This window comes from Actinoplanes sp. CA-131856, from assembly GCF_050956135.1.
In the GTDB taxonomy this organism is placed as follows: domain Bacteria; phylum Actinomycetota; class Actinomycetes; order Mycobacteriales; family Micromonosporaceae; genus Actinoplanes.
The window spans coordinates 1,818,330-1,838,065 of the sequence record NZ_CP191849.1 but is presented as its reverse complement, the minus strand read 5'-3'; the positions used below and the strand labels follow the sequence as shown (position 1 = coordinate 1,838,065).

Annotated in this window: 20 protein-coding genes; 6 read left to right on the top strand and 14 right to left on the bottom strand. The window is 71.5% G+C overall.

Annotated elements, in window-relative coordinates; genetic code table 11:
* The first annotated feature begins 32 nt into the window (after positions 1 to 32).
* On the top strand, positions 33 to 1,769 hold the full coding sequence (locus ACQP2X_RS08920; protein WP_498695671.1) for an ATP-binding cassette domain-containing protein: 1,737 nt from the start codon (positions 33 to 35) through the stop codon (positions 1,767 to 1,769).
* On the opposite strand, the gene ACQP2X_RS08915 is transcribed toward ACQP2X_RS08920, so the two are convergent.
* Complete coding sequence (locus tag ACQP2X_RS08915) at positions 1,764 to 2,216, bottom strand: Lrp/AsnC family transcriptional regulator (protein ID WP_498695670.1); 453 nt, start codon at positions 2,214 to 2,216, stop codon at positions 1,764 to 1,766. The genes ACQP2X_RS08920 and ACQP2X_RS08915 overlap by 6 nt on opposite strands.
* A gap of 111 nt (positions 2,217 to 2,327) precedes the next feature.
* Between ACQP2X_RS08915 and ACQP2X_RS08910 the strand changes: the two genes are divergently transcribed.
* Complete coding sequence (locus tag ACQP2X_RS08910; RefSeq protein WP_498695668.1) at positions 2,328 to 3,485, top strand: Glu/Leu/Phe/Val dehydrogenase dimerization domain-containing protein; 1,158 nt, start codon at positions 2,328 to 2,330, stop codon at positions 3,483 to 3,485.
* 219 nt (positions 3,486 to 3,704) lie between these two features.
* Here the strand turns inward: ACQP2X_RS08910 and ACQP2X_RS08905 are convergent, their stop codons facing one another.
* The 4 genes from ACQP2X_RS08905 to ACQP2X_RS08890 are packed head-to-tail and all read right to left on the bottom strand — an operon-like array spanning position 3,705 to position 8,602.
* A complete protein-coding gene (locus tag ACQP2X_RS08905; RefSeq protein WP_097320045.1) occupies positions 3,705 to 3,905 on the bottom strand; it encodes a hypothetical protein in 201 nt (66 codons plus the stop codon).
* A 15-nt stretch (positions 3,906 to 3,920) separates the two neighbouring features.
* On the bottom strand, positions 3,921 to 4,838 hold the full coding sequence (locus ACQP2X_RS08900; protein ID WP_498695667.1) for a GIY-YIG nuclease family protein: 918 nt from the start codon (positions 4,836 to 4,838) through the stop codon (positions 3,921 to 3,923).
* Positions 4,835 to 7,813: a bifunctional [glutamine synthetase] adenylyltransferase/[glutamine synthetase]-adenylyl-L-tyrosine phosphorylase gene (locus ACQP2X_RS08895; protein WP_498695666.1), complete on the bottom strand. Its 2,979-nt coding sequence runs from the start codon at positions 7,811 to 7,813 to the stop codon at positions 4,835 to 4,837. The genes ACQP2X_RS08900 and ACQP2X_RS08895 overlap by 4 nt, the downstream gene beginning before the upstream one ends.
* Positions 7,814 to 7,816: 3 nt before the next feature.
* Positions 7,817 to 8,602, bottom strand: a complete 786-nt coding sequence (locus ACQP2X_RS08890) for a type 1 glutamine amidotransferase (RefSeq protein WP_498695664.1) — start codon at positions 8,600 to 8,602, stop codon at positions 7,817 to 7,819.
* A 25-nt stretch (positions 8,603 to 8,627) separates the two neighbouring features.
* On the opposite strand from ACQP2X_RS08890, the gene ACQP2X_RS08885 reads away from it, so the two are divergent.
* The gene (locus ACQP2X_RS08885) at positions 8,628 to 9,776 is read left to right on the top strand and encodes a low temperature requirement protein A (protein WP_498695661.1); all 1,149 of its coding nucleotides are present in this window, start codon (positions 8,628 to 8,630) and stop codon (positions 9,774 to 9,776) included.
* 7 nt (positions 9,777 to 9,783) lie between these two features.
* On the opposite strand, the gene ACQP2X_RS08880 is transcribed toward ACQP2X_RS08885, so the two are convergent.
* Entirely contained in the window at positions 9,784 to 10,179 is a 396-nt protein-coding gene (locus ACQP2X_RS08880; RefSeq protein WP_498700866.1) for a YybH family protein, read from the bottom strand.
* A gap of 114 nt (positions 10,180 to 10,293) precedes the next feature.
* On the opposite strand from ACQP2X_RS08880, the gene ACQP2X_RS08875 reads away from it, so the two are divergent.
* Complete coding sequence (locus tag ACQP2X_RS08875) at positions 10,294 to 10,587, top strand: winged helix-turn-helix transcriptional regulator (protein WP_498700864.1); 294 nt, start codon at positions 10,294 to 10,296, stop codon at positions 10,585 to 10,587.
* 250 nt (positions 10,588 to 10,837) lie between these two features.
* On the opposite strand, the gene ACQP2X_RS08870 is transcribed toward ACQP2X_RS08875, so the two are convergent.
* The 4 genes from ACQP2X_RS08870 to ACQP2X_RS08855 form a co-directional block, all read right to left on the bottom strand.
* The gene (locus ACQP2X_RS08870; RefSeq protein ID WP_498695659.1) at positions 10,838 to 11,281 is read right to left on the bottom strand and encodes a GNAT family N-acetyltransferase; all 444 of its coding nucleotides are present in this window, start codon (positions 11,279 to 11,281) and stop codon (positions 10,838 to 10,840) included.
* A 69-nt stretch (positions 11,282 to 11,350) separates the two neighbouring features.
* The gene (locus ACQP2X_RS08865; protein WP_498695655.1) at positions 11,351 to 12,388 is read right to left on the bottom strand and encodes an alpha/beta fold hydrolase; all 1,038 of its coding nucleotides are present in this window, start codon (positions 12,386 to 12,388) and stop codon (positions 11,351 to 11,353) included.
* A 130-nt stretch (positions 12,389 to 12,518) separates the two neighbouring features.
* Positions 12,519 to 13,130 carry a sensor domain-containing protein gene (locus ACQP2X_RS08860; protein WP_498695654.1) on the bottom strand — a complete coding sequence of 204 codons (612 nt, stop codon included), beginning with the start codon at positions 13,128 to 13,130 and terminating at the stop codon, positions 12,519 to 12,521.
* A 157-nt stretch (positions 13,131 to 13,287) separates the two neighbouring features.
* Positions 13,288 to 13,719 (bottom strand): GNAT family N-acetyltransferase, encoded by a 432-nt coding sequence (locus ACQP2X_RS08855; protein ID WP_498695652.1) that lies wholly within the window; start codon positions 13,717 to 13,719, stop codon positions 13,288 to 13,290.
* Positions 13,720 to 13,851: 132 nt separating this feature from the next.
* Here ACQP2X_RS08855 and ACQP2X_RS08850 point away from each other — a divergent pair, with 132 nt between their 5' ends.
* Together ACQP2X_RS08850 and ACQP2X_RS08845 are read left to right on the top strand one after the other, a co-directional pair.
* Complete coding sequence (locus ACQP2X_RS08850) at positions 13,852 to 14,331, top strand: hypothetical protein (protein WP_498695651.1); 480 nt, start codon at positions 13,852 to 13,854, stop codon at positions 14,329 to 14,331.
* A gap of 220 nt (positions 14,332 to 14,551) precedes the next feature.
* The gene (locus ACQP2X_RS08845; protein ID WP_498695650.1) at positions 14,552 to 15,241 is read left to right on the top strand and encodes a hypothetical protein; all 690 of its coding nucleotides are present in this window, start codon (positions 14,552 to 14,554) and stop codon (positions 15,239 to 15,241) included.
* Here ACQP2X_RS08845 and ACQP2X_RS08840 read toward each other — a convergent pair.
* The 4 genes from ACQP2X_RS08840 to ACQP2X_RS08825 all read right to left on the bottom strand — a co-directional run bounded on the left by ACQP2X_RS08840 (position 15,222) and on the right by ACQP2X_RS08825 (position 19,672).
* Positions 15,222 to 16,451 (bottom strand): RNA polymerase sigma factor, encoded by a 1,230-nt coding sequence (locus tag ACQP2X_RS08840; protein ID WP_498695648.1) that lies wholly within the window; start codon positions 16,449 to 16,451, stop codon positions 15,222 to 15,224. The genes ACQP2X_RS08845 and ACQP2X_RS08840 overlap by 20 nt on opposite strands.
* A complete protein-coding gene (locus ACQP2X_RS08835) occupies positions 16,448 to 16,810 on the bottom strand; it encodes a YciI family protein (protein ID WP_498695647.1) in 363 nt (120 codons plus the stop codon). The genes ACQP2X_RS08840 and ACQP2X_RS08835 overlap by 4 nt, the downstream gene beginning before the upstream one ends.
* Positions 16,811 to 16,965: 155 nt before the next feature.
* Positions 16,966 to 17,796: a 3-methyl-2-oxobutanoate hydroxymethyltransferase gene (panB, locus tag ACQP2X_RS08830; RefSeq protein ID WP_498695645.1), complete on the bottom strand. Its 831-nt coding sequence runs from the start codon at positions 17,794 to 17,796 to the stop codon at positions 16,966 to 16,968.
* 91 nt (positions 17,797 to 17,887) lie between these two features.
* Positions 17,888 to 19,672 carry an NAD+ synthase gene (locus ACQP2X_RS08825; protein WP_498695644.1) on the bottom strand — a complete coding sequence of 595 codons (1,785 nt, stop codon included), beginning with the start codon at positions 19,670 to 19,672 and terminating at the stop codon, positions 17,888 to 17,890.
* Positions 19,673 to 19,736: the final 64 nt, after the last annotated feature.

Sequence of the window (19,736 nt, the reverse complement as noted above, 5' to 3'; positions counted from 1 at the left end):
CCGGCTCCTTTTCCGAGCTGCGGAGCTTTCCTGTGTCTGTTCGCACCTTCACGCCGGCCGCGTCCGGCGACCACCTCACCGGCGACCACGCGCATCTGCGCGCCGAGAACGTCAGCGTCACCCTCGGCGCCCGCCGGGTCCTCACCCATGTCTCCGTCACCGTCTCGACCCGGTCCCGCCTGGCCATCGTCGGCGAGAACGGCCGCGGCAAGACGACGCTTCTGCGCGTGCTCGCGGGCCTGCTCGTCCCCGACGAGGGCCGCGTCCACCGCGCCGGCAGCGTCGGCCTGGCCGATCAGGCGCTGCCGGCCGCCCCGGGCCTGACCGTCGGCACCCTCACCTGCGAAGCACTGCGCGACGCCCACGCCGCCCTGGCCGCACTCGACCAGGCCGCCAACGACCTGGCCACCCTCGACCACCCCACGAACGACCTGACCACCCTCAACCAGCCCACCAACAACCCGGCCGCCCTCAGCCAGCTCACAAACACCGCGGCCGCCCTCAACCAGCCCACCGACAACCCGGGCGCCCTCAACCAGCCCTCCATCGACCCGGCCGCCCTTGACCAGCCCTCCATCGACCTGGCCGGCGGCCGGAGCGCGGAAGACCGCTACGCCGCCGCGCTCGAACTGGCCACCCGGCTGGACGCGTGGGACGCCGAGCGGCGGGTCGACATCGCGCTCGAAGCCCTCGGCGCCTGCTCCGACCGGGAGCGGGAGCTGCACACCCTCTCGGTCGGGCAGCGCTACCGGGTGCGGCTCGCCTGTCTGCTCGGTGCCCGCTACGACCTGCTGCTCCTGGACGAGCCGACCAACCACCTGGACGCCGGCGGGCTCGACTTCCTCACCGGGCGGCTGCGCGAGCACGGCAGCGGGTTCGCGCTGGTCAGCCACGATCGGGCCCTCCTGCGGGACGTGGCCGGGGAGTTCCTCGACCTCGACCCCACCGAGGACGGGCTGCCCCGGGTGTACGCCGGGGGCTACGAAGGCTGGCAGGAGGGCCGCCGGCGGGACCGGCGGCGCTGGGAGCAGGACTTCGAGGAGCAGCAGGCCGAGCATCAGCGGCTCACCGTCGCCGTCGACAAGGCCCGCGACCGGCTCAGCACCGGCTGGCGTCCGCCCAAGGGCACCGGCCGGCACCAGCGCCAGACCCGGGCGCCGGGTGTCGTGCAGGCCCTCAACCGGGAGCGGGAAGCCCTCGACGCCCACCGAGTCACGGCGCCCGCGCCGCCTCCGGTGCTGCGGTTCCCCGAGCTTCAGGTCCGGCCTGGGGTGCCCTTGGTGCGGGCTCACGGCGTACAGCTGGAAGGTCGCCTGGACCACCCACTCAGCGTGAGTGTCGACGGGGGTGACCGGCTCCTGGTGACCGGGCCGAACGGGGCCGGGAAGTCGACGCTGCTGGCCCTGCTGGCCGGGCGGCTCGAACCCACGGCCGGCACCGTGCGGCGGTTCCACCGGATCGCGTTCGTCGAGCAGGAGGTCTCGGCCGTCACGGCCCCGCGCGAGCACTTCGGGCTGCTGGACGCGGAGGCGCTGCGTACTCCGGTCGAACGGTTGTCGCTGGGCCAGCAGCGCCGCCTCGACCTCGCCGCCCACCTGGCCACCCGGCCCGATCTGCTGATCTTCGACGAGCCCACCAACCACCTGTCGGCGGCCCTGGTGGACGAGTTGACCGAGGCCATCCGGGCGACGCCGGCGGCGGTGATCGTGGCGACGCACGACCGGCAGTTGCTGTCCGATCTGTCGGACTGGCCGAGATTGAACCTATAGAGCCCCGAGAACGCGGTTACGCGTGTGCTGGTAGATCACCGAACTGCGGAAGCCCACGATCTCGCGCCGCTGGCTGAACTTGTCCATCAGGAAGGAGTGGAGGGCGTCGACGCTCGGCACCGCCACGTGCACCAGCAGATCGTCGCCGCCCGCCACCACGAAAACCGACAAAACCTCGGGCAGACCGGTGACGTACGCCTTGACGCCCTCGATGACGTCACGGCTCATGGGACGGACCTGGAGGTGGAGGAAGGCCTGGACGTGCCGGTTGAGCGCGCCCAGGTCGACCTCGGCGTGATAGCCGGTCAGCACGCCCCGGTCACGCAGCAGCCGCACGCGCTCCAGGCAGGTCGAGGGGGCCACGCCGACCAGCCGGGCCAGATCGCGGTTGGTCAGCCGCGCGTTGCGCTGCAACTCCCGCACGATCGCCGAATCAATGTCGTCCACCGTCCCCCACTTTCCGGCATCGGCCGAACTTCGTTCGGCAAGTCTCCGCCGGGTCCGGCCAGGCGTCTAGCTTTCGCTCCAGAGACCACTTCAGTTGTACGGAGGAAAGCGATGTTCCCGCACGAGCGCGTGGTGATCCGCCGCGGCACGGAATCCGGCCTGCCGATCATCGTCGCCGTCCACTCGACGGCCCTCGGGCAGGCGCTGGGAGGGTGCCGGATGAAGGCGTACCCGGATTGGCGGGACGGCCTGGAGGACGCCCTGCGGTTGTCGGCCGCGATGTCGGAGAAGTGCGCGATGGCCGGCATGCCCCACGGCGGTGGCAAGACCGTGGTCGTGGCGCGGGGGTCCTTCGACCGGGCCGCCGCCCTGCACGACGTCGGCACGGTGATCGAGGAGCTGGGCGGCGTCTACGCGACGGGTCCCGACGTAGGCACCGGCCCGGCCGACATGCTCACGATCGCCGAGCGCACCGGCCACGTCTTCTGCCGCCCGGCCGAGGCCGGCGGCAGCGGCGACTCGTCCCCCGCAACCGCCGCCGGAACGGTGGCCGCCCTCCGGGCCGTCTGCGCAACCTTGTCCACCGGAGGCGCCGTCAAGCACACGCTGCACGCCGGAAGCGCCGCCAAGCACACGCCGCCCGCCGAAAGCGCCGCCAAGCACACGCCGCCCGCCGAAAGCGCCGCCGAGCACACGCTCCCCGCCGAGCACACGCTGCCCGGGCCGAGCGCCGCCGAGGACGCGCTGTCCGGGCGGAGTTTTGCCGTGCTGGGGCTCGGGCAAGTGGGCGGGCGGGTGGCCCGCCTGCTGGCCGAGGCCGGGGCCAAACTCGTGGTCAGCGACATCGACCCGGCGCGGCGCGCGGTGGCCGGCGAGCTGGGCGCCACCTGGGCCACCCCGGACGAGTGCCTCACGGCCGAGGTCGACGTGCTGGTCCCGGCCGCGCTGGGCGGTCTGCTGACCCCGGATGTCGTTCCTACCCTGCGCTGCGCCGCCATCGCCGGCCCGGCCAACAACCAGCTGGACGCCCCGGCCACCGCCGATCTGCTGCACGAGCGGGGCATCCTGTGGGCGCCCGACTACATCGTCAGCGCCGGCGGGGTCCTGCGCGCCACGGCCGTCGAACTGCACCACGAGACGCCGGCCCAGGTGGCCGCCCGCCTGAACGGCATAGCCACCACCTTGGCCGGCGTCTTCGCCACAGCCGAGCGCGAGGGCGTGACCCCAGCGGCGGCCGCGTCCGCCGAGGCACGCCGCCGCATAGGGTGACGCACCAGGCGAACCCGCGGCGCCGAGCGCGGGCACGGGCGAAGCGGCAGCGCCCAACGCGGGTCACCATGTGAAGCGGCAGCGCCGAGCGCACCACCGGGCGAGGCGGCAGCGCCCAACGCGGGTCACCATGTGAAGCGGCAGCGCCGAGCGCACCACCGGGCGAGGCGGCAGCGCCCAACGCGGGTCACCAAGCGAAGCGGCAGTGCCCGACGCGGGTCACCAGGCGAAGCGGCGGCGCTTCTTCTGGGGCTGGCGGCCGAAGCCGGCCAGCAGGTCGGCGCCCTGGCGCATGTAGCGGGTCGTGCGGGTCGGGCCCTTGCGGGCCTCCAGCCGGTCGCTCAGCTTGCGGAAGCCGGCGGCGGCGAGGGGGATCGCGACGGCCATGATGACGAAACGGCGAATCAGGCTGAAAATCATGGAACGTACATACCCCTAGGAACCGGGTCGAACACTCTCCGCGACCAATCGCGTGGCCAGTTCCGCGTTCCGGTTCGCGAAGTCCCGCCACTGCGGCGGGGTCCGCGCCAGGTGCGGCTCCGCCGCCGGCTGGGAGCATGTGCGCTGCTCCCAGCCGCTGAGACGACCACTGCGGATCCTCAGGCGAACCAATACCCCATCGGCCCAGCCGTACGCCTCGGCGTCGCCGCCCGGCGTCAAAGTCGTCACCTTCTGCTCGGCCACGACCCAGTCGACCGCCTCGATCTCCTGCTGGATGCGGGCGGCCAGCTCGAAGCCGAGCCGCTCCGACGCCCGGTCGCGGAGCTCCCGCAGCCGTGATCGCAGCATCTCCACCTCGGCCGGCCGCCGCTCGAGCACCGCCGTTATCAGCTCGGCGAAACGCTCCCGGTCCCCCGGGTCAACCCCGCGGATGGCGGCCATGTCGCGCTGGGAACCGCCGAGCCGGTCGCCGGTGTACCGCAGCGGCAGCACCCGTTCCAACGCCGAGACGGCCAGCCGCGCCTGCGTACCCCCTAGATAAGGTCCGAAGACCAGGCCACCGGCCGCGACCGGCGGCCAATGCACCGCCTCCAGCCGGTAATCGGCGAGCCGGATGCAGAACGGCACCTCCATGCCGCCGCGGATCCGGTTCCAGCGCGGCTTGGACCGTTCCAGCAGGTTGCGTTCGAGCCAGGCCGCCTCGTGGACGGAGGCGCAGGTCAGCGCCTCGATCCGGGTGATCTGCGGAACCATCCGGGCCAGGTGGCGGCGCTTGCCGAGATCGGTCCAGTACGAGCCGACGCGATAGCGCAGCTCGGTGGCCCGTCCGATGTAGAGCACCCGGCCCCGTACGTCCCGGAACCGGTAGACACCGGGCGCGACCGGCAGCCGGGGCACCAGCGAGCGGGTCAAGAGTCGAGGACCCGTTCCATGGCGGCCCGGGAGCGGCGGGTCAGGCGCAGGTAGCGGTCGACGAACTCGCCCGGGTCGCCGCCGCCGAGCAGCTGCACCGTGCCGGCCAGCTCGACGCCGTGCCGGGGCAGTTGGTCGGTCGGGCGGCCCCGCACCAGCGTCAGGGCGTTGCGCACCTGGGCGGCCAGGGTCCACCCGGCCGTCATGGCCGCCGCGTCGACCTTGTCGACCAGTTTCGCCTTCACCGCCGCGTCGAGAGCTTCGAGCGTGCGGGTCTTCTTCAGCCCCGTCACGGCGTACCCATGAAGCAATTGCAGTAATTGCACCGCCCATTCCACGTCGGACAGGCCGCCGCGCCCGAGCTTGGTGTGCGTATGCGGGTCGGCGTTGCGGGGCAGGCGCTCGACCTCGACCCGGGCCTTGATCCGGCGGATCTCCACCACCTGCTCGCGGGTGAGCCCGCCGTCGGGATAGCGGATCGGGTCGGCCAGCTTCTCGAACTCGCGGCCGAGCGTCTCGTCGCCGCAGACGAAGCGGGCCCGCAGCAGCGCCTGCGCCTCCCACACCTTCGACCAGCGGGCGTAGTACTGCTGATAGGCGGCCAGACTGCGGACCAGGGGACCCTGTCTTCCCTCCGGCCGAAGGTCGGCGTCGATGCCCAGCTCGGGATCGGGCGCGGGCGCGCTCAGCGACCTCCGTAATTCCTCGGCGATGGCCAGGGCGGGTGAGCCTTCGGCGCCGTCGTAGACGAACAGCACGTCGGCGTCGGACGGGTAGCTCATCTCGTAGCCGCCGAGCCGGCCCATCCCGATGATCGCGAAGCGCATGCCGGGCGGGCCCGGCTTGGCCCGGCGGGCCACCGACAGGGCCGCGTTGAGCGTGGCGTCGGTGACGTCGGAGAGCGCGATGCCGATCGCGTCGACGTCCAGCGGCTGGGCCGGGGCCAGCTCGCCGGCCCGGCTCAGGATGTCGGCGCAGGCCAGCCGGAACAGCTCGCGGCGGCGCAGGGCCCGGACGGCGGTGATCGCCTTGACCGGGTCGCCGGCGTGCCGTTCGGCGGCCGCGGCGAAGCCGTCGATCAGCGACTCGCGGCGGCGGGGCTGAAGCTCGGCGTCGTCGGCCAGCAGCCGCAGCGCCTCGGGGTCGCGGGTGAGCAGGTCGGTCGCGTAGCGGGACAGGCCGAGGACCCGGGCCAGGCGCAGCGCGACCGGGCCGCCGTCGCGCAGCAGGCGCAGATACCACGGTGTGCTGCCGAGCTTGTCGGAGACGGTCCGGTAGTTGAGCAGGCCACGGTCGGGCTCGGGGGCGTCGGCGAACTCCTGGAGCAGCATCGGCAGCAGATGGCGCTGGATGGCCGAGGTGCGGGTGACGCCGCCGGTGAGCGCCTGGAGGTGGCGCAGCGCGCCGGCCGGGTCGGCGAAGCCGAGCGTCTTGAGCCGGCGGCCGGCCGACTCGGTGGTCATCCGCAGCGCCTCGGCCGGCACCCGGGCCACCGCCTCGAGCAGCGGCTGGTAGAGCAGTTTGACGTGCAGGCGGCGTACCTGGGCGGCGTGGCCGACCCAGTCCGAGCGGAACGCGCCGACCGCGTCGCGGCCGGGCATCGCCGTGTAGCCGAGGGCCGCCGCGAGCCAGCGCACTCCTTCCGGATCGTCCGGCACGGTGTGCGTACGGCGGAGTTGTTGCAGTTGAAGTCGGTGTTCGACGCCGCGCAGGAAGCGGTAGCCGCGCAGGAGGGTCTCGCCGTCCTCGCGGCCGACGTAGCCGCCGGCGACCAGCGCGCGCAGGGCCGGCAAGGTGCCGCCGGAGCGCAGCGACTCGTCGACACGGCCGTGCACGAGCTGGAGCAGCTGCACGGCGAACTCGATGTCGCGCAGCCCGCCCGGCCCGCGCTTGATCTCGCGGTCGACCTGGTTGGCCGGCACGTTCTCGATGATCTTGCGGCGCATGTCGCGGACGTCGGCCACCGCCTCGGGCCGCTCGGCCGCCTGCCAGACCAGCGGGGCCAGGTCGTCGATCCACTGCTGCCCGAGGGCCAGGTCGCCGGCCGCCGGACGGGCCTTGAGTAGCGCCTGGAACTCCCACGTGCGGGCCCAGCGCCGGTAGTACGCCTGGTGGCTGGCGAGCGTGCGGACCAGCGGGCCCCGGCTGCCCTCGGGGCGCAGCGCCGCGTCGACCGGCCACGCCACCTGCCCGCAGATCTCGATCAGCCGGGCCGCGATCGTCGTGCCGGCGGACAGGTCCTCGTCGCTGTCGGCCACGAAGATGACGTCCACGTCGGACACGTAGTTCAGCTCGTTGCCGCCGCACTTGCCCATGGCGACCACGGCCAGGCGGGGCTCGGTCTTCACTCCGGCCAGGGCGATCGCGTACGCGGCGCCCAGCGTCTCGTCCGCCAGCCGCGACAGCGCGGCCATGGTCGGCTCGAGCCCGCGGCCGCCGGTCAGGTCGGCCGCCGCGATCCGCAACAGCCCGACCCGATAGGCCCGGCGCAGCTCGGGGATGCTCGGGGATGCGTCGACCTCGAGGCCGCCCTCGGCGTTGGGCGGCAGGCCGGTCTTGCCGGTGGCCAGCACCCGCCAGTCGTCCGGGTTGGCCACCAGATGGTCGCCGAGCGCTGACGACGCGCCCAGCACCGCGATCATGCGACGGCGCAGGCCGGCGTCCTGGGCCAGCGCGTCCAGGATCGCCTCGGTCGCCTCGTTCGTGGCGATCTCGCCGCCCGGCCCGGTGACCGGTCCACCGTTGACCCGGGCCGCGGCCCGGCCGGCCGCGTCGACCAGCCGGTGCAGCTGGCGCAGGGCCAGGGTCGGGTCGGCGGCGCGGGACAGCGCGGTGAGCAGCTCGGCCGCCTCGGCGCCGGTGGGCGCCTGCGCCTCGACGTCCCACAGGCGCAGGCCGCTCGGGCCGACCAGGTCGGCCGCGCGCACCCCGTCGTCGGCGAAGCCGTACCGGGCGAGCCGGCTGGGCCTGGTCACGGCTTACTGCCCCAGCAGCGGGAGGGTGCGGCCGGTGCCGGGGTTCGGTATGTCGGCGTCGGGCAGCGTGCCCAGGGCGAGCGAGGCGAACCGGGCCGCGAACGGCTGCCACACCTCCTCGACGTCGGCCAGGATTTCGGCCGTGGCGTAGACGACGGCCTCGGCGTCGTAGCCCAGCTCGTCGATGCTCTCGCGGTCGCTCGCGGCCCACTGCTCGATCATGGCGGCGTCGCACTCGATGTGGAACTGCACGCCCCAGGCCCGGTCGCCGAGGCGGAACGCCTGATGCGGGTAGCGGCTGGAGGCGGCGAGCAGAACGGCCTTGAGCGGCAGCTCGGTGATCTCGTCGCGGTGCCACTGGATCACGTCGGGCAGCAGCGGCACCCACTTGAACAGCGGGTCGGTGTCGGCCGCGTCACGCTTGCCGACCAGGCCGGGCCCGATCTCGGGGCCGGAGGTGCTGCGCTCGACCAGGCCGCCGTGTGCGGAGGCGAGCAGCTGGCCACCGAGGCAGACGCCGAGGGTGGGCACCCGGTGACGTACGGCCTTGCGCAGCAGACCCTCCAGCGCCGGGAACCAGGGCGCACCCGGATTGCCGTCGGCGTCGGGGTACGCGTTCTGGTCGCCGCCCAGCACGACCAGCGCCAGGAAACCGTCGAGGTCGCCGGGCAGCTCGTCACCGGCGTGCGGACGGACAACGGTCAGCTCGAGGCCGGCCTCGGTCAGCCACTCCCCCAGCCGGCGCGGGTCGTCGGTCGGATCGTTCTCGATGACAAGTGCGGTCGCCACGTCCACGAGGCTAACGTGTTCACCCATGACAGCGCCGCAGCGTGTACGAGTCTCGACGCTGGAACTCTTCTTCGACCTCGTCTTCGTGTTCACGGTCATCCAGCTCTCGGAGACGCTCTCCGACCATCTCAGCCTCGCCACGTTCGGCGACATCGTGCTGATCCTGTTCGTGGTCTGGTGGATGTACTCCGGATACGCCTGGCTGACGAACGCGGTGGCGCCGAGCAGCACGACGAGACGCACGCTGCTGCTCACCGGCATGGCCGGCTTCCTGGTGATGGCACTGGCCATCCCCGAGGCGTTCGGCCGCTACGGCTGGCTGTTCGGCGTCGCCTACCTGGTGGTGAACCTGGTCCACTCGGCGCTGTTCCTGACGACAGGCCCGGCCACGCGCCCGGCGATGAGGCTGCTGGCCCCGCTGAACATCGTGTCGTCCCTGCTCGTGCTGGGCGGCGGCCTGGCGCCGGAGCCGTGGCGGCACCTCCTGTGGATCGTCGCGCCGCTGGTGCAGATCGCCACCGGCTATCTGCGCCGCCTGGGCCGCCTCCCGATCGCCGCCGGCCACTTCGTGGAGCGCCACGGCCTGGTGGTCATCGTGGCCATCGGCGAGTCGATCCTCTCCATCGGCCTGGGCTTCCACGGCGTCGACCTGGGCGTGGGCGAGGTCCTGGTGGCGGTGCTGGGCCTGTGCGTGGCGTACTACCTGTGGTGGTTCTACTTCGCGGGCGACGACGCCCGGGCCGAACGGGTCCTGGCCGCCACCACCGACCCGCTGAGGAGGGCGAGGCTGGCCCTGAACGGCTGGGGCTTCGCCCACTACCCGATGGTGCTGGGCATCGTGGTGACAGCGGTCGGCATCAAGAAGACGGTCGGCCACGCCTCGGACGGCCTGGGCTGGGGCCCGGCCCTGGCCCTGGGTGGCGGGGTGGCGCTGTACCTGCTGGGCCACGCGGCCTTCCTGGCCCTGCTGCACCTGAGGGGCGTCTACCACCGCCTGGCCGCGGCGGCGGTCGCCCTGGCCACGATCCCGCTGGGCCACACGCTGGCCCTGGCCCAGCTGATCGCCGTGGTCCTCATCATGGTGGCCGCCGCCATCATCGAGGACCTCCCCGAGGTCCGCCGAACCCATTCCACAGCCATAGGCGACTTCGGCCGCACCCCGGCCGACGACTGACACCCGTTCACGCCACACCGAACGGGTTGTCGATCACATACCGCCAGGTCCCGTCCGCACCGCGCCGGGCGACATCGGTGGCCGTGCCCTCGATGCGCACGGGTTCGCCATCCGGTCCGGCGCCCTCGATAGTCCAGTCAACGATCATCAACGCGATGTCCTCGACGACATAGACGTGCCTGGGACGCACCCGCATCGGCAGTCCCAGCGCCAGAAACCGCTCGTTCGCGGCGACCCGGTGCGTCCCGGTCACCGGTGAACCCGGCTCGGGCACCAGAATCGCGTCTCGCTCGTACATCGCCTCGACGGCCACCGGGTCGCCGCTGCCGAACGCCGCGGCGAAGGCCGCCGGATGGTGCGCCGCCTCGGCGGTCCGCGCCACGATGTCATCATGTCCAGCCATGACCACAGCCAAGACGACGGCAGCATGGCTCACCAAACGGTGAGCCGCCGATGGGACGGCGATCTGGTCCCCGACGACGCCGGCCGCACCGACCGTCCCGACGCGGGATGCCCCGTGGAGGTGGCCCTCGCCGCGATCAGCGGACGCTGGACCACCCTGGTGTTACGCGAACTGATGCACGGCCCGATGTCGTTCAGTGACCTCAGCACCGCACTCCCGCAGCTCAGCGACAAGGTGCTGGACGAGCGCCTCCGCCGTCTCCGTTCGCAGCGTCTCGTCGAGCGCCGGTCCATCACCGGATTCCCGAGCCGCGTCACCTACTCGCTCACCCACTCCGGGCACCAGCTGCGCCCGCTGCTCATCGAGCTGTACCAAACGGGACTTCGCCTGCGGCAGACCGCTTCCTGAGGGCGTCAGAGGGCATCCGCTCATGCCGCCGCCCGTGCACCGTTGCCACCGGCTGATCAGTCCAGAACGGTGCCGCGCGGCCAAGGCGGAGTCACCCATCCGACCTTCGCGTCAATGCGTTGCGAGTAAGGCACGAGGTCGCTTTCCGCAAGCGGTTTGATGCCGACAGGAATACTTCTCGTCACGTCCTGGGATTGGCCGCCGCAGAGGTCCGGAAACGGTTTTCGCTTCGCTCGGTGATCGCGGCGCGTCAGGGCGTCCAGCGGGCCACGAGCTCCGTGTCCTCGGTTTCGCCGGTCTCGTGGAAGCCCAGCGTGCGGTACAAGTGCCGGGCCGCCGTGTTGTCGGCCTCGTAGCTCAGGGCTACGTTCGGGGTGCCCGGCTCGGCGATCAGCTGCTCGCGGAGCTTGCGGACGGCCGCGTGGCCGATGCCCTGGCGCTGGTGCTGTGAACCGATGACCAGGCCGCCGATCCAGGCGCTGCCGTCGTCGTCCTTGGCCCACATGGCGAAGCCCACCACCTCGCCGTCGCGGGTGATGGCAAGGGGGTTCCACAAGTCGCCGTAGTTGCACAGGCACAGGTAGTACGTGACGGCGTTGACGAAGCGCTGTTGGTCGGGGTGCACCGTCAGGGTTGCGCAGTCGCGCCAGTTTCCGGCGGTCACCGGCGTCAGGCCGACTTTATCGATGGGCATCGGGACATTGTTGCCGATGGCCGCCCGGCGTGTGCCCCGCCGGGCGGCCATCCTCCCCCAATGAGGCTTCTACAGCCGGTCGGCGTCCACCACGGCCTGCGTGAACTCGCGCGGGGCCTCCTGCGGGACGTTGTGGCCGACGTTGAACGTGCGGTGCCGGTACTTGCCGGTGAAGTGCGACCGGTACGAGCTGCCGTTGCCCTCCGGCGTGAACGGGTCGTACTTGCCGTCGATCGTGATCGTCGGCACCGAGATCGGCGGCGGCGGGGTGACCTGGAGCTTCTTCTCGATGTCGGCGTACTCGGGCTCGGCCGGGGCCAGGCTCAGCCGCCACCGGTAGTTGCCGATCACGATGGGCACGTAGTCCGGGTTCGTGAACGCCGCCGCCGTACGGTCGTACACCGCCTGCGAGAACTTCCACGTCGGCGAGTTGAACTTCCAGATGAACTGGCCCATCTCCGACGTGTACTCGGTCAGGCCCTTCACCCCGCGCTCGGTGGCGAAGTAGTACTGGTACCACCAGTCGTTCTCGGCGGCCGGCTTCAGCGGCGACAGGTTCGCCTCGAGGTTGGTGATCAGATATCCGGTGACCGAGACGAGCGCCTTGACCCGCTCCGGCCACAGGGCGGCGATGATGTCAGCGGTCCGCGAGCCCCAGTCGTAGCCGGCCAGCACCGCCCGGCGGATCTTCAGCTTGTCCATCAGCGCGAGGATGTCCAGGGCGAACGCGGCCTGGTCGACGTTGCGGGGCGTCGAGGCGGACCGGAACTTGGTGGTGCCGTGCCCGCGGAAGTAGGGAACGATCACCCGGTAGCCGCGGGCGGCGAGCAACGGCGCCACGTCGACGTAGCTGTGGATGTCGTACGGGAAGCCGTGCATCAGGATGACCGGGGTGCCCTTGACCGGGCCGAGCTCGACGTAGCCGACGTTCAGGACGCCGGCGTCGATCTGCCGTACCGGCCCGAAGTGCCCGGCCCTGGTGCTGCTGCTCGTGACCGGGGCCGCGGCCTCGGCGGCGCCGCCCATGACGAGCGGGGCGACTCCCGCGGCGAGCGCGGCCGAGCCGGCCGCCTGCAGGAATTGACGTCGGGGGTTGTTGGTGACCATGGAAGGAGCCTCCTGGCGAGATCGACTGTGGACGCGCAACTCACGTTCACACGCCGCTCACTCCCACCAACCCAGGGAAACTCCCTGGTCCGGGCCCCGGCACGGGGGCCCAGGTGACCAAGCACACCGTTTACATCGGCCGGTGCCCCAGCAGCGCCCGGGCGAAGCCGGCCTCGAGCCGGGCGGCGGCGCGGACCACCAGCGGCAGGGTGACGGCGAAGATCAGGCCGAGGACGAGGTAGAAGATCGCGGAGGCGGTGTACGAGTCGCCGAAGCCCAGCCATGCGGGAAGGTCGTCGCCCGGCAGCGACCAGCCCCACAGCGACCAGCTCACCCCGCCGAGCAGCCCGGCCCACCAGGTCACCACGAACGAGAACGCGATGGTGTTCGGGATGAAGCGCAGGATCGCGTGGACCAGGTCACGCCACGCCTGCGGGTCGGCCAGGCGGCGCGCGGCTGACCCCGTACGGTAAATCGGCTCGTCAATCTTCTGACCCAGAACCGGGCCGAGGCGGCGGCGCTCCAGGACGGCGAAGCCGCGGGCGGCCATCAGCGCGGCGAACAGCAGGGGCACGCCGACCCCGATCACGGCGAGGCCGAGCCCGAGCGAGAAGAGGGTCACGCCGGCGGTGAGGGCGGCGATGCCGAGCGGGAATCCGGTGAGGACGTAACGGGTGTCGGCGCCGATCCGCGCGAACGGGCGGACGGTCGTGATTCGGGCTTCGAGCTGCGTCGTCGTCATGCCAATGACGCTAGGCAGCGGGCTGCCCCCAACCGATCCGGTGAGCTGGCGGATCGAAGGTAGTGCCAGCCCTACCTGTTCCGGGCGTGCACCGCGACGGGCTGCCCGTGCCCCGGCACGACCGTGTCGAACTCGTGCCGCAGCCCGAGCTTCTCCATCACCCGCCGGAACGTCCATTGTCGACATGGCGAATGCTGACGACGCGGTCGAGACCGCAATCCTCGAAGCCGAACCGCAGAGCCTCGGCCGCCGCCTCGGTCGCATAGCCCTTGCCCCAGTGCGTCCGGGCCAGCCGCCACCCGATCTCCACGGCCGGCATGACCTCGGGCAGAAACTCAGGAACGGAAAGTCCGGCCCACCCCAGGAGTACGCCTTCGGCACGCCCCTCGACCGCGAAAAGCCCGAATCCGCGCCGAGCCCACAGACCCCGTATCCGCCGGAGCCGCTCCGCGCTCTGCTCCCGGTCGAGCACGGCCCCATCGAAGATGTACCGCATCACTTCGGGATCGGCGTTCATGGCCGCGAGCGCGTCGAGATCGTCGTCCCGCCATTCCCGCAGAACAAGCCGCTCCGTCTCCAGCGTGACCATCTACCCACCGTTCGTCACATCACGGGCCGGACCGGCCCTTCTCGGCCCTGTCTCTCCGGCCCCGACCTTACGGCCCTGACCTCCGGCTTTCCGGCCGACCGCGGCGACGGCGCGGCCACCTATGATCCTGACGTGCGCCACCTGAAACACGTCTCCTCGCTGCTCGCTCTGGGGCTTTTGTCCCTGGGGGCGTGCACCGACGATCCAGCCCAGTCCGCCGCGCCGTCGTCGTCGGCGTCGTCGTCGGTGTCGGTGTCGGGAAGCTCGGCCCTGTTGCTGGCGGCTCGTCCCGCTCCGGACGACGGGAAGATCATCGCCGGGCGGGACGATCAAACGGGGGCTTGGAAAACCACCGTCGGCGCGATGCGGGACAGCGGTGCCCTCGACATCGAGGTCGCCTGTGCGGGCGGCGGATTCGTGAGCACCAGCTACGGGCGCGGGTCCCTGATCAAGACACCCTGCGACGGCGCGACAGTGAACCGGACCCGGGACGAAGCCGCGGCCTCGGGGGCGGTGAAGCTCTCCGTCACGCCCGACGGCGCTCAGCACTGGTCGATCCGTGTCACGCGCGGGTCAGTTGCCGGCGGCACCACCGAACAACCGGACAGTTGAGCGCGACCGGCCGGAAAATCCAGCACGGCGCGGGCCCGGTAACGTCCCCACGCGATCATCCACCGCCCGCGTGGGAGGTACGCCGGAAGGCCGCCGCGAATGAGGCACGGATGATGGCTGCATCGGCGATCCTCGCCCTGGCCGGTTGCTCGATGACTGGCGATTCGGCCGCGGCGGAAAGCTGTGGCGCGGTGGCGGCTCGTTCTGGTAGCTCTCGGCGGTGGACATCATCGATCGGGTGCTTGCCCGGGCGGCGGCGGATCCCAACGTGCGCGGCGTGATCCTCACCGGGTCCCGGGCTCGCGGGATGGAGACCGCCCGGTCCGACCATGACGTGACGGTCGTGGTGGCCGTGCAGGATCGGGCCTGGCGGCACGACGTGCGGACCGATGAGCTGGACGAAGTGGTCGGGACCGTGGACGCGCTGGCCGACACCTCGGTGCACTGGAACCGGTATTCCTATCGTGGGGCCAGGGTTCTGCTCGATCGGCTCGATGGAGGGATCGCCGAGCTGGTCACGAGGCAGGCGACCTTCTCCGCGGACGAAGCCCGGGTGCACGCCCGGGACCATCTGGACAGCTACATCAATCAGCTCTACCGGTGTGTGAAGAGCCGCCGGGACGGGTTCGGCGCCGCGGCCGGTCTCGACGAGATGGAGAGCCTGCCCTGGATGTTGGAGACCGTGTTCGCGCTGCACGGGCGGCTTCGGCCGTACAACAAATATCTGGGGTGGGAGCTGGAGAACTTTCCGCTGCCCGAACCGTGGAACACCGTGCTCCGGCCCGATCGCGTCGGTGGGGCCGCGCTGCGATTGTTCCCCGAGGTCGAGGCCCTGGCCCGGCGGTGCGGGCACGGCGAGGAGATCGACAGCTGGGGCGGCGACGTCGCGCTCATCCGCGCCAGCGGGTGAGATAGGCCCGTTCGGCGGGGTTGCCGGTCAGGGCGATGGCCCGGTCGTACGCGGCGCGGGACTCGGCGGTGCGGTCCAGGCGGCGCAGCAGGTCGGCCCGGGCCGCGTGGAAGGCGTGGTAGCCGTCCAGCGGGCGGGCCAGGCGGTCGATCTCGGTCAGGCCGGCCGACGGGCCGTTCACCTCGGCCACCGCGACCGCGCGGTTGAGCCGGACGATCGGTGACGGGTCGAGCTGGGTCAGGGAGTCGTAGAGGGCGACGATCGTGGGCCAGTCGGTGCCCCGGGGGTCCGTGTGGACCGAGTTGATCGCGGCCAGCAGCTGGTAGCGGCCCGGTGGGTCGCCGCCGGCCGCCACCGCCTCGATCCGTTCGCGGATCAGGGCCGTGGCCTCGGCGATGAGGGCGCCGTCCCAGGCGTCGCGGTCCTGCTCGGTCAGGGTCACCAGCTCGCCCGCGGCGGAGACGCGGGCCGGGCGGCGGGCGTCGGTGAACAGCATCAGGGCCAGCAGGCCGGTCACCTCGCCGTGGCCGGGAAAGCCGCCGGGAAGCAGGGCACGGAGCAGGCGGCCCAGGCGGATCGCCTCGTCGGTGAGGTCGGCGCGGATCGGGTCGTCGCCGTCGCCGGCCAGATAGCCCTCGTTGAAGATCAGATAGACCACGGCCAGGACGCCGGCCAGCCGGTCGCGGATGTCGGCGGCCGAGGGCACCCGGTACGGGATGCGGGCCGCCCTGATCTTCGTCTTGGCCCGGGTAAGACGTTTCGCCATGGTCGCCTCCGGCACCAGGAAGGCGCGGGCGATCTCGGTGACGGTGAGGCCGCCGATCAGGCGCAGGGTGAGTGCCACCCGGGACTCCATGGCCAGGGCCGGGTGGCAGCAGGTGAAGACCAGCCGGAGGCGGTCGTCCTCGATCGGCCCGACCGGCTCGGGCGAGCTGTGGTCGTGAATCATCCGGGCCGCCTCGTGCTTGGCGTCGCGTTGTGACTCGCGACGGAGCCAGTCGATCGCCTTACGGGTCGCGGTGGTGACGAGCCAACCCCCGGGATTTGGGGGTACGCCGTCACGCGGCCACCGCTCGGCGGCGGCCGCGAAGGCGTCGGCCGCCGACTCCTCGGCCAGGTCGAGATTGCCGAAGCGGCGGGCCAGGCCGGCGACCACCCGCGCCCACTCCTCGTGGTGGGCGCGGATGATCGCCTGCTCGGCGTCGGTCACTTCCCGGTGACGCCCGGGCCCCGGAAGCGGTGCACCTCCTGCGGCCAGTCGAGCGCCACGGTGAGGCGGCCGGCCCAGTATCGGGCCGTCTCGTCGTCGGGGACCTCCACGGCGCAGAAGCCGCCCAGGTGCTCCTTGGTCTCGACGTACGGGCCGTCGGTGAAGACCGGCTTCCCGTCGACCGCCTCGACGCTGCACACGGCGGTGGACCGGTCGAGCCCGCCGTTGGTGAAGATCAGGACGCCCTGGTCGCGCATCTCGTCGAGCACGACCCGGGCCGCCTTGGCCTTGCCGGCCAGTTCGTCGGACGTGTGCTCCTGCACCCACTCGTCATTGAAGGTGATCAGGTACTCGGTCATGGTCGCTCCCTCTCGATTCAGGCCGGACACTAGTTCCACGAACGGCCCGGCCCAAGAAGGACACTGAGTTGCAGGACAACCCGGCAGCCGCGGCAGAGAGGCCGGGACGCACGGACCCGGGCCCGTCGAAGCGGGGGCTCACCGACGATGCGTACTTAAAAGGTGTGTTCGGTCGAAGGAAATTCGCCACCCCGGACTTCGGCCGCGTACTGACGCGTGGCCTCGGCCAAGATGCCCGACATGTCGGCGTATTTCTTGACGAAGCGCGGCGCCTTGCCCGTGCGCAGACCGACCATGTCCTGCCAGACGAGCACCTGCGCATCGGTGTCGGGACCGGCGCCGATGCCCACGGTCGGGATGGCGAGCTCCTTGGTGATGGTCTTGGCGACCTCGCCCGGAACCATCTCGAGCACGACGGCGAAGGCGCCCGCGTCGGCCACCGCGCGAGCGTCGGCCACCACCTGGGCGGCCGAGTCGTCGCGGCCCTGCACGCGATAGCCGCCGAGCGTGTGCTCGCTCTGCGGGGTGAAGCCGACGTGGCCCATGACGGGGATGCCGGCCCCGGTCAGGGCCTCGATCTGGGCGGCGACGCGGCGGCCACCCTCGAGCTTGACGGCGTGGGCGCCGCCCTCCTTCATGAAGCGGACGGCGGTGCGCAGGGCCTGGGTGGGGCCCTCCTCGTAGCTGCCGAACGGCAGGTCGGCCACGATCAGCGCGGTCGCGGTGGCGCGGACGACGGCGCGGACCAGCGGGAGCAGCTCGTCGACGGTGACCGGCAGGGTGGTCTCGTAGCCGTAGACGTTGTTGGCGGCCGAGTCGCCGACGAGCAGGACGGGTACGCCGTTCTGGTCGAAGATCGCCGCCGTGTACTGGTCGTACGAGGTCAGCATGGGCCAGCGGTCGCCCCTGGCCTTCGCGGCTTGCAGGTCACGGGTCCGCACTCGGCGGGTGGCCGGGCCTCCGTACAGCGTAGGAATTTCCGACATTTCCGACTCCTTCCCTCGAGGCCGCCGTGATGCGGTCCCCGGGTGTCCCGAAATCGTCGCATCCAGCGCGCTCGCGCGGCAGTGGAGGTTGTCACACCCCTTCGCGGAACCTGTTGGTGATCGGCAGGCGGCGGTCGCGGCCGAACGCCTTGCCCGAGATCTTGGTGCCGGGGGCGGACTGGCGCCGCTTGTACTCGGCCAGGTCGACCAGGCGCAGGACGCGGTCGACCAGGGCCTGGTCGTGCCCGGCGGCGATGAGATCGTCGCGGCCCATGTCGTGGTCGACATAGCCGGCCAGGATCGGGTCGAGCAGCTCGTAGTCGGGCAGCGAGTCGGAGTCCTTCTGGTCCGGCCGCAGCTCGGCGCTGGGCGGCTTGGTGATCGAGCTGTCCGGGATGGGCGGCGTGCCCGGACGCGTGTTGCGCCAGCGGGCCAGCTTCCACACCATCGTCTTCGGCACGTCCTTGAGCGGGTTGAAGCCGCCGACCGAGTCGCCGTAGAGCGTGGAGTAACCGACAGCGAGCTCACTCTTGTTACCCGTGGTGAGCACGAGGTGCCCGTCCTGGTTCGACAGGGCCATCAGGATGACGCCGCGGACGCGGGCCTGGAGGTTCTCCACGGCCAGGCCGGAGAGCGACATGTTGGCCAGGAAGGCGTCGACCATCGGCTGGATCGGCTCGGTCCGGTAGTCGAGGCCGGTGCGCTTGGCCAGGTCGGCCGCGTCGTCCTTGGAGTGCTCGGAGGAATATCCGCTCGGCATGGAGACGCCGGTGACACGCTCGGCGCCCAGCGCGTCGACGGCGATGGCCGCCACCACGGCCGAGTCGATGCCGCCGGAGAGGCCCAGGACCACCGAGCGGAAGCCGTTCTTGTTCACGTAGTCGCGCAGGCCGAGCACGAGCGCCGACCAGATCTCCTCTTCGTCGGCCACGCGATCGGCGATGCCGCCGTCCCTTTTGTCGCCCGGGTGAGGCCGCAAATCCCCCACAGCGCCCACTCGGTTGATCGCCATGTCGTCGTCGATGTGCCGCTCGCCCGGCAAGACACGCGTTTCGTCCGTTTTGCCGCAAACATTGGGCGTGGGATCGGCCGCCGGCAGGGACAAATCGTGCACCAGCAGCTCTTCCGCGAACTGGCGCGCCCGCGCCAGCAACTCCCCACCGGCGGTCACGATCAGCGAGTCACCGTCGAAGACGAGCTCGTCCTGCCCGCCGACCATGTTCACGTAGGCGACAGTGGCCCCCGCCTCGGCCGCCCGCCGCTTGACCAGCGGCAGCCGCACGTCGTCCTTGTTCAGCTCGTACGGCGAGGCGTTGATGTTCACGACCAGCCCCACGCCGGCCTCCCGGGCCGCCGTGAACGGGCCCCCGGCCTGCCAGATGTCCTCACACACGGTGAGCGCCACATCGACCCCGCCCAGGCGCACCACGGTGAGTGACGTGCCCGGCTCGAAATAGCGGTCCTCGTCGAAGACGCCGTAGTTGGGCAGGTGGTGCTTGTAGTAGGTGGCCACGACCTCGCCGCCCAGCAGCAGGGCCGAGGCGTCGCGCCGCCCCCGGCCCGGCACCGCGTCGGCGCTGGTGTGCGGCGGGCCGTCCGAGTCGACGTATCCCACCACGACCGCGATGTCGCCCAGCCCGTCCGCCGCCAGGTCGCCCGCCAGCGCCGACAGCGCGGCGCGGGACGCCGAGACGAACGAGTTCCGGAAGACCAGATCCTCGATGGGATAGCCGGTCAGCATCATCTCGGGGAAGGCGACCAGCTGCGCCCCCTCATCGGCGGCGGCCCGGGTCCACGACCGGACAGAAGCGACATTTCCGGCAATGTCGCCGACCGTGGAGTTGACCTGGGCCAGGGCGATCCGCAGCGTGGGCATGACCCTTATTCTTCCCCAAGACGCCGCACGTCCATCGCCACCCGGGCCATCCCCACAACGCCCG

What these genes read in the sequence shown, in the direction of transcription:
- ACQP2X_RS08870 (WP_498695659.1), bottom strand. Translation starts at nt 11,281, where the DNA reads ATGCCCATCGATAAAGTCGGCCTGACGCCGGTGACCGCCGGAAACTGG.
- ACQP2X_RS08885 (WP_498695661.1), top strand. Translation starts at nt 8,628, where the DNA reads ATGACAGCGCCGCAGCGTGTACGAGTCTCGACGCTGGAACTCTTCTTC.
- panB (WP_498695645.1), bottom strand. Translation starts at nt 17,796, where the DNA reads ATGTCGGAAATTCCTACGCTGTACGGAGGCCCGGCCACCCGCCGAGTG.
- ACQP2X_RS08910 (WP_498695668.1), top strand. Translation starts at nt 2,328, where the DNA reads ATGTTCCCGCACGAGCGCGTGGTGATCCGCCGCGGCACGGAATCCGGC.
- ACQP2X_RS08860 (WP_498695654.1), bottom strand. Translation starts at nt 13,130, where the DNA reads ATGACGACGACGCAGCTCGAAGCCCGAATCACGACCGTCCGCCCGTTC.
- ACQP2X_RS08865 (WP_498695655.1), bottom strand. Translation starts at nt 12,388, where the DNA reads ATGGTCACCAACAACCCCCGACGTCAATTCCTGCAGGCGGCCGGCTCG.
- ACQP2X_RS08855 (WP_498695652.1), bottom strand. Translation starts at nt 13,719, where the DNA reads ATGGTCACGCTGGAGACGGAGCGGCTTGTTCTGCGGGAATGGCGGGAC.
- ACQP2X_RS08835 (WP_498695647.1), bottom strand. Translation starts at nt 16,810, where the DNA reads ATGACCGAGTACCTGATCACCTTCAATGACGAGTGGGTGCAGGAGCAC.
- ACQP2X_RS08825 (WP_498695644.1), bottom strand. Translation starts at nt 19,672, where the DNA reads ATGCCCACGCTGCGGATCGCCCTGGCCCAGGTCAACTCCACGGTCGGC.
- ACQP2X_RS08880 (WP_498700866.1), bottom strand. Translation starts at nt 10,179, where the DNA reads ATGGCTGGACATGATGACATCGTGGCGCGGACCGCCGAGGCGGCGCAC.
- ACQP2X_RS08905 (WP_097320045.1), bottom strand. Translation starts at nt 3,905, where the DNA reads ATGATTTTCAGCCTGATTCGCCGTTTCGTCATCATGGCCGTCGCGATC.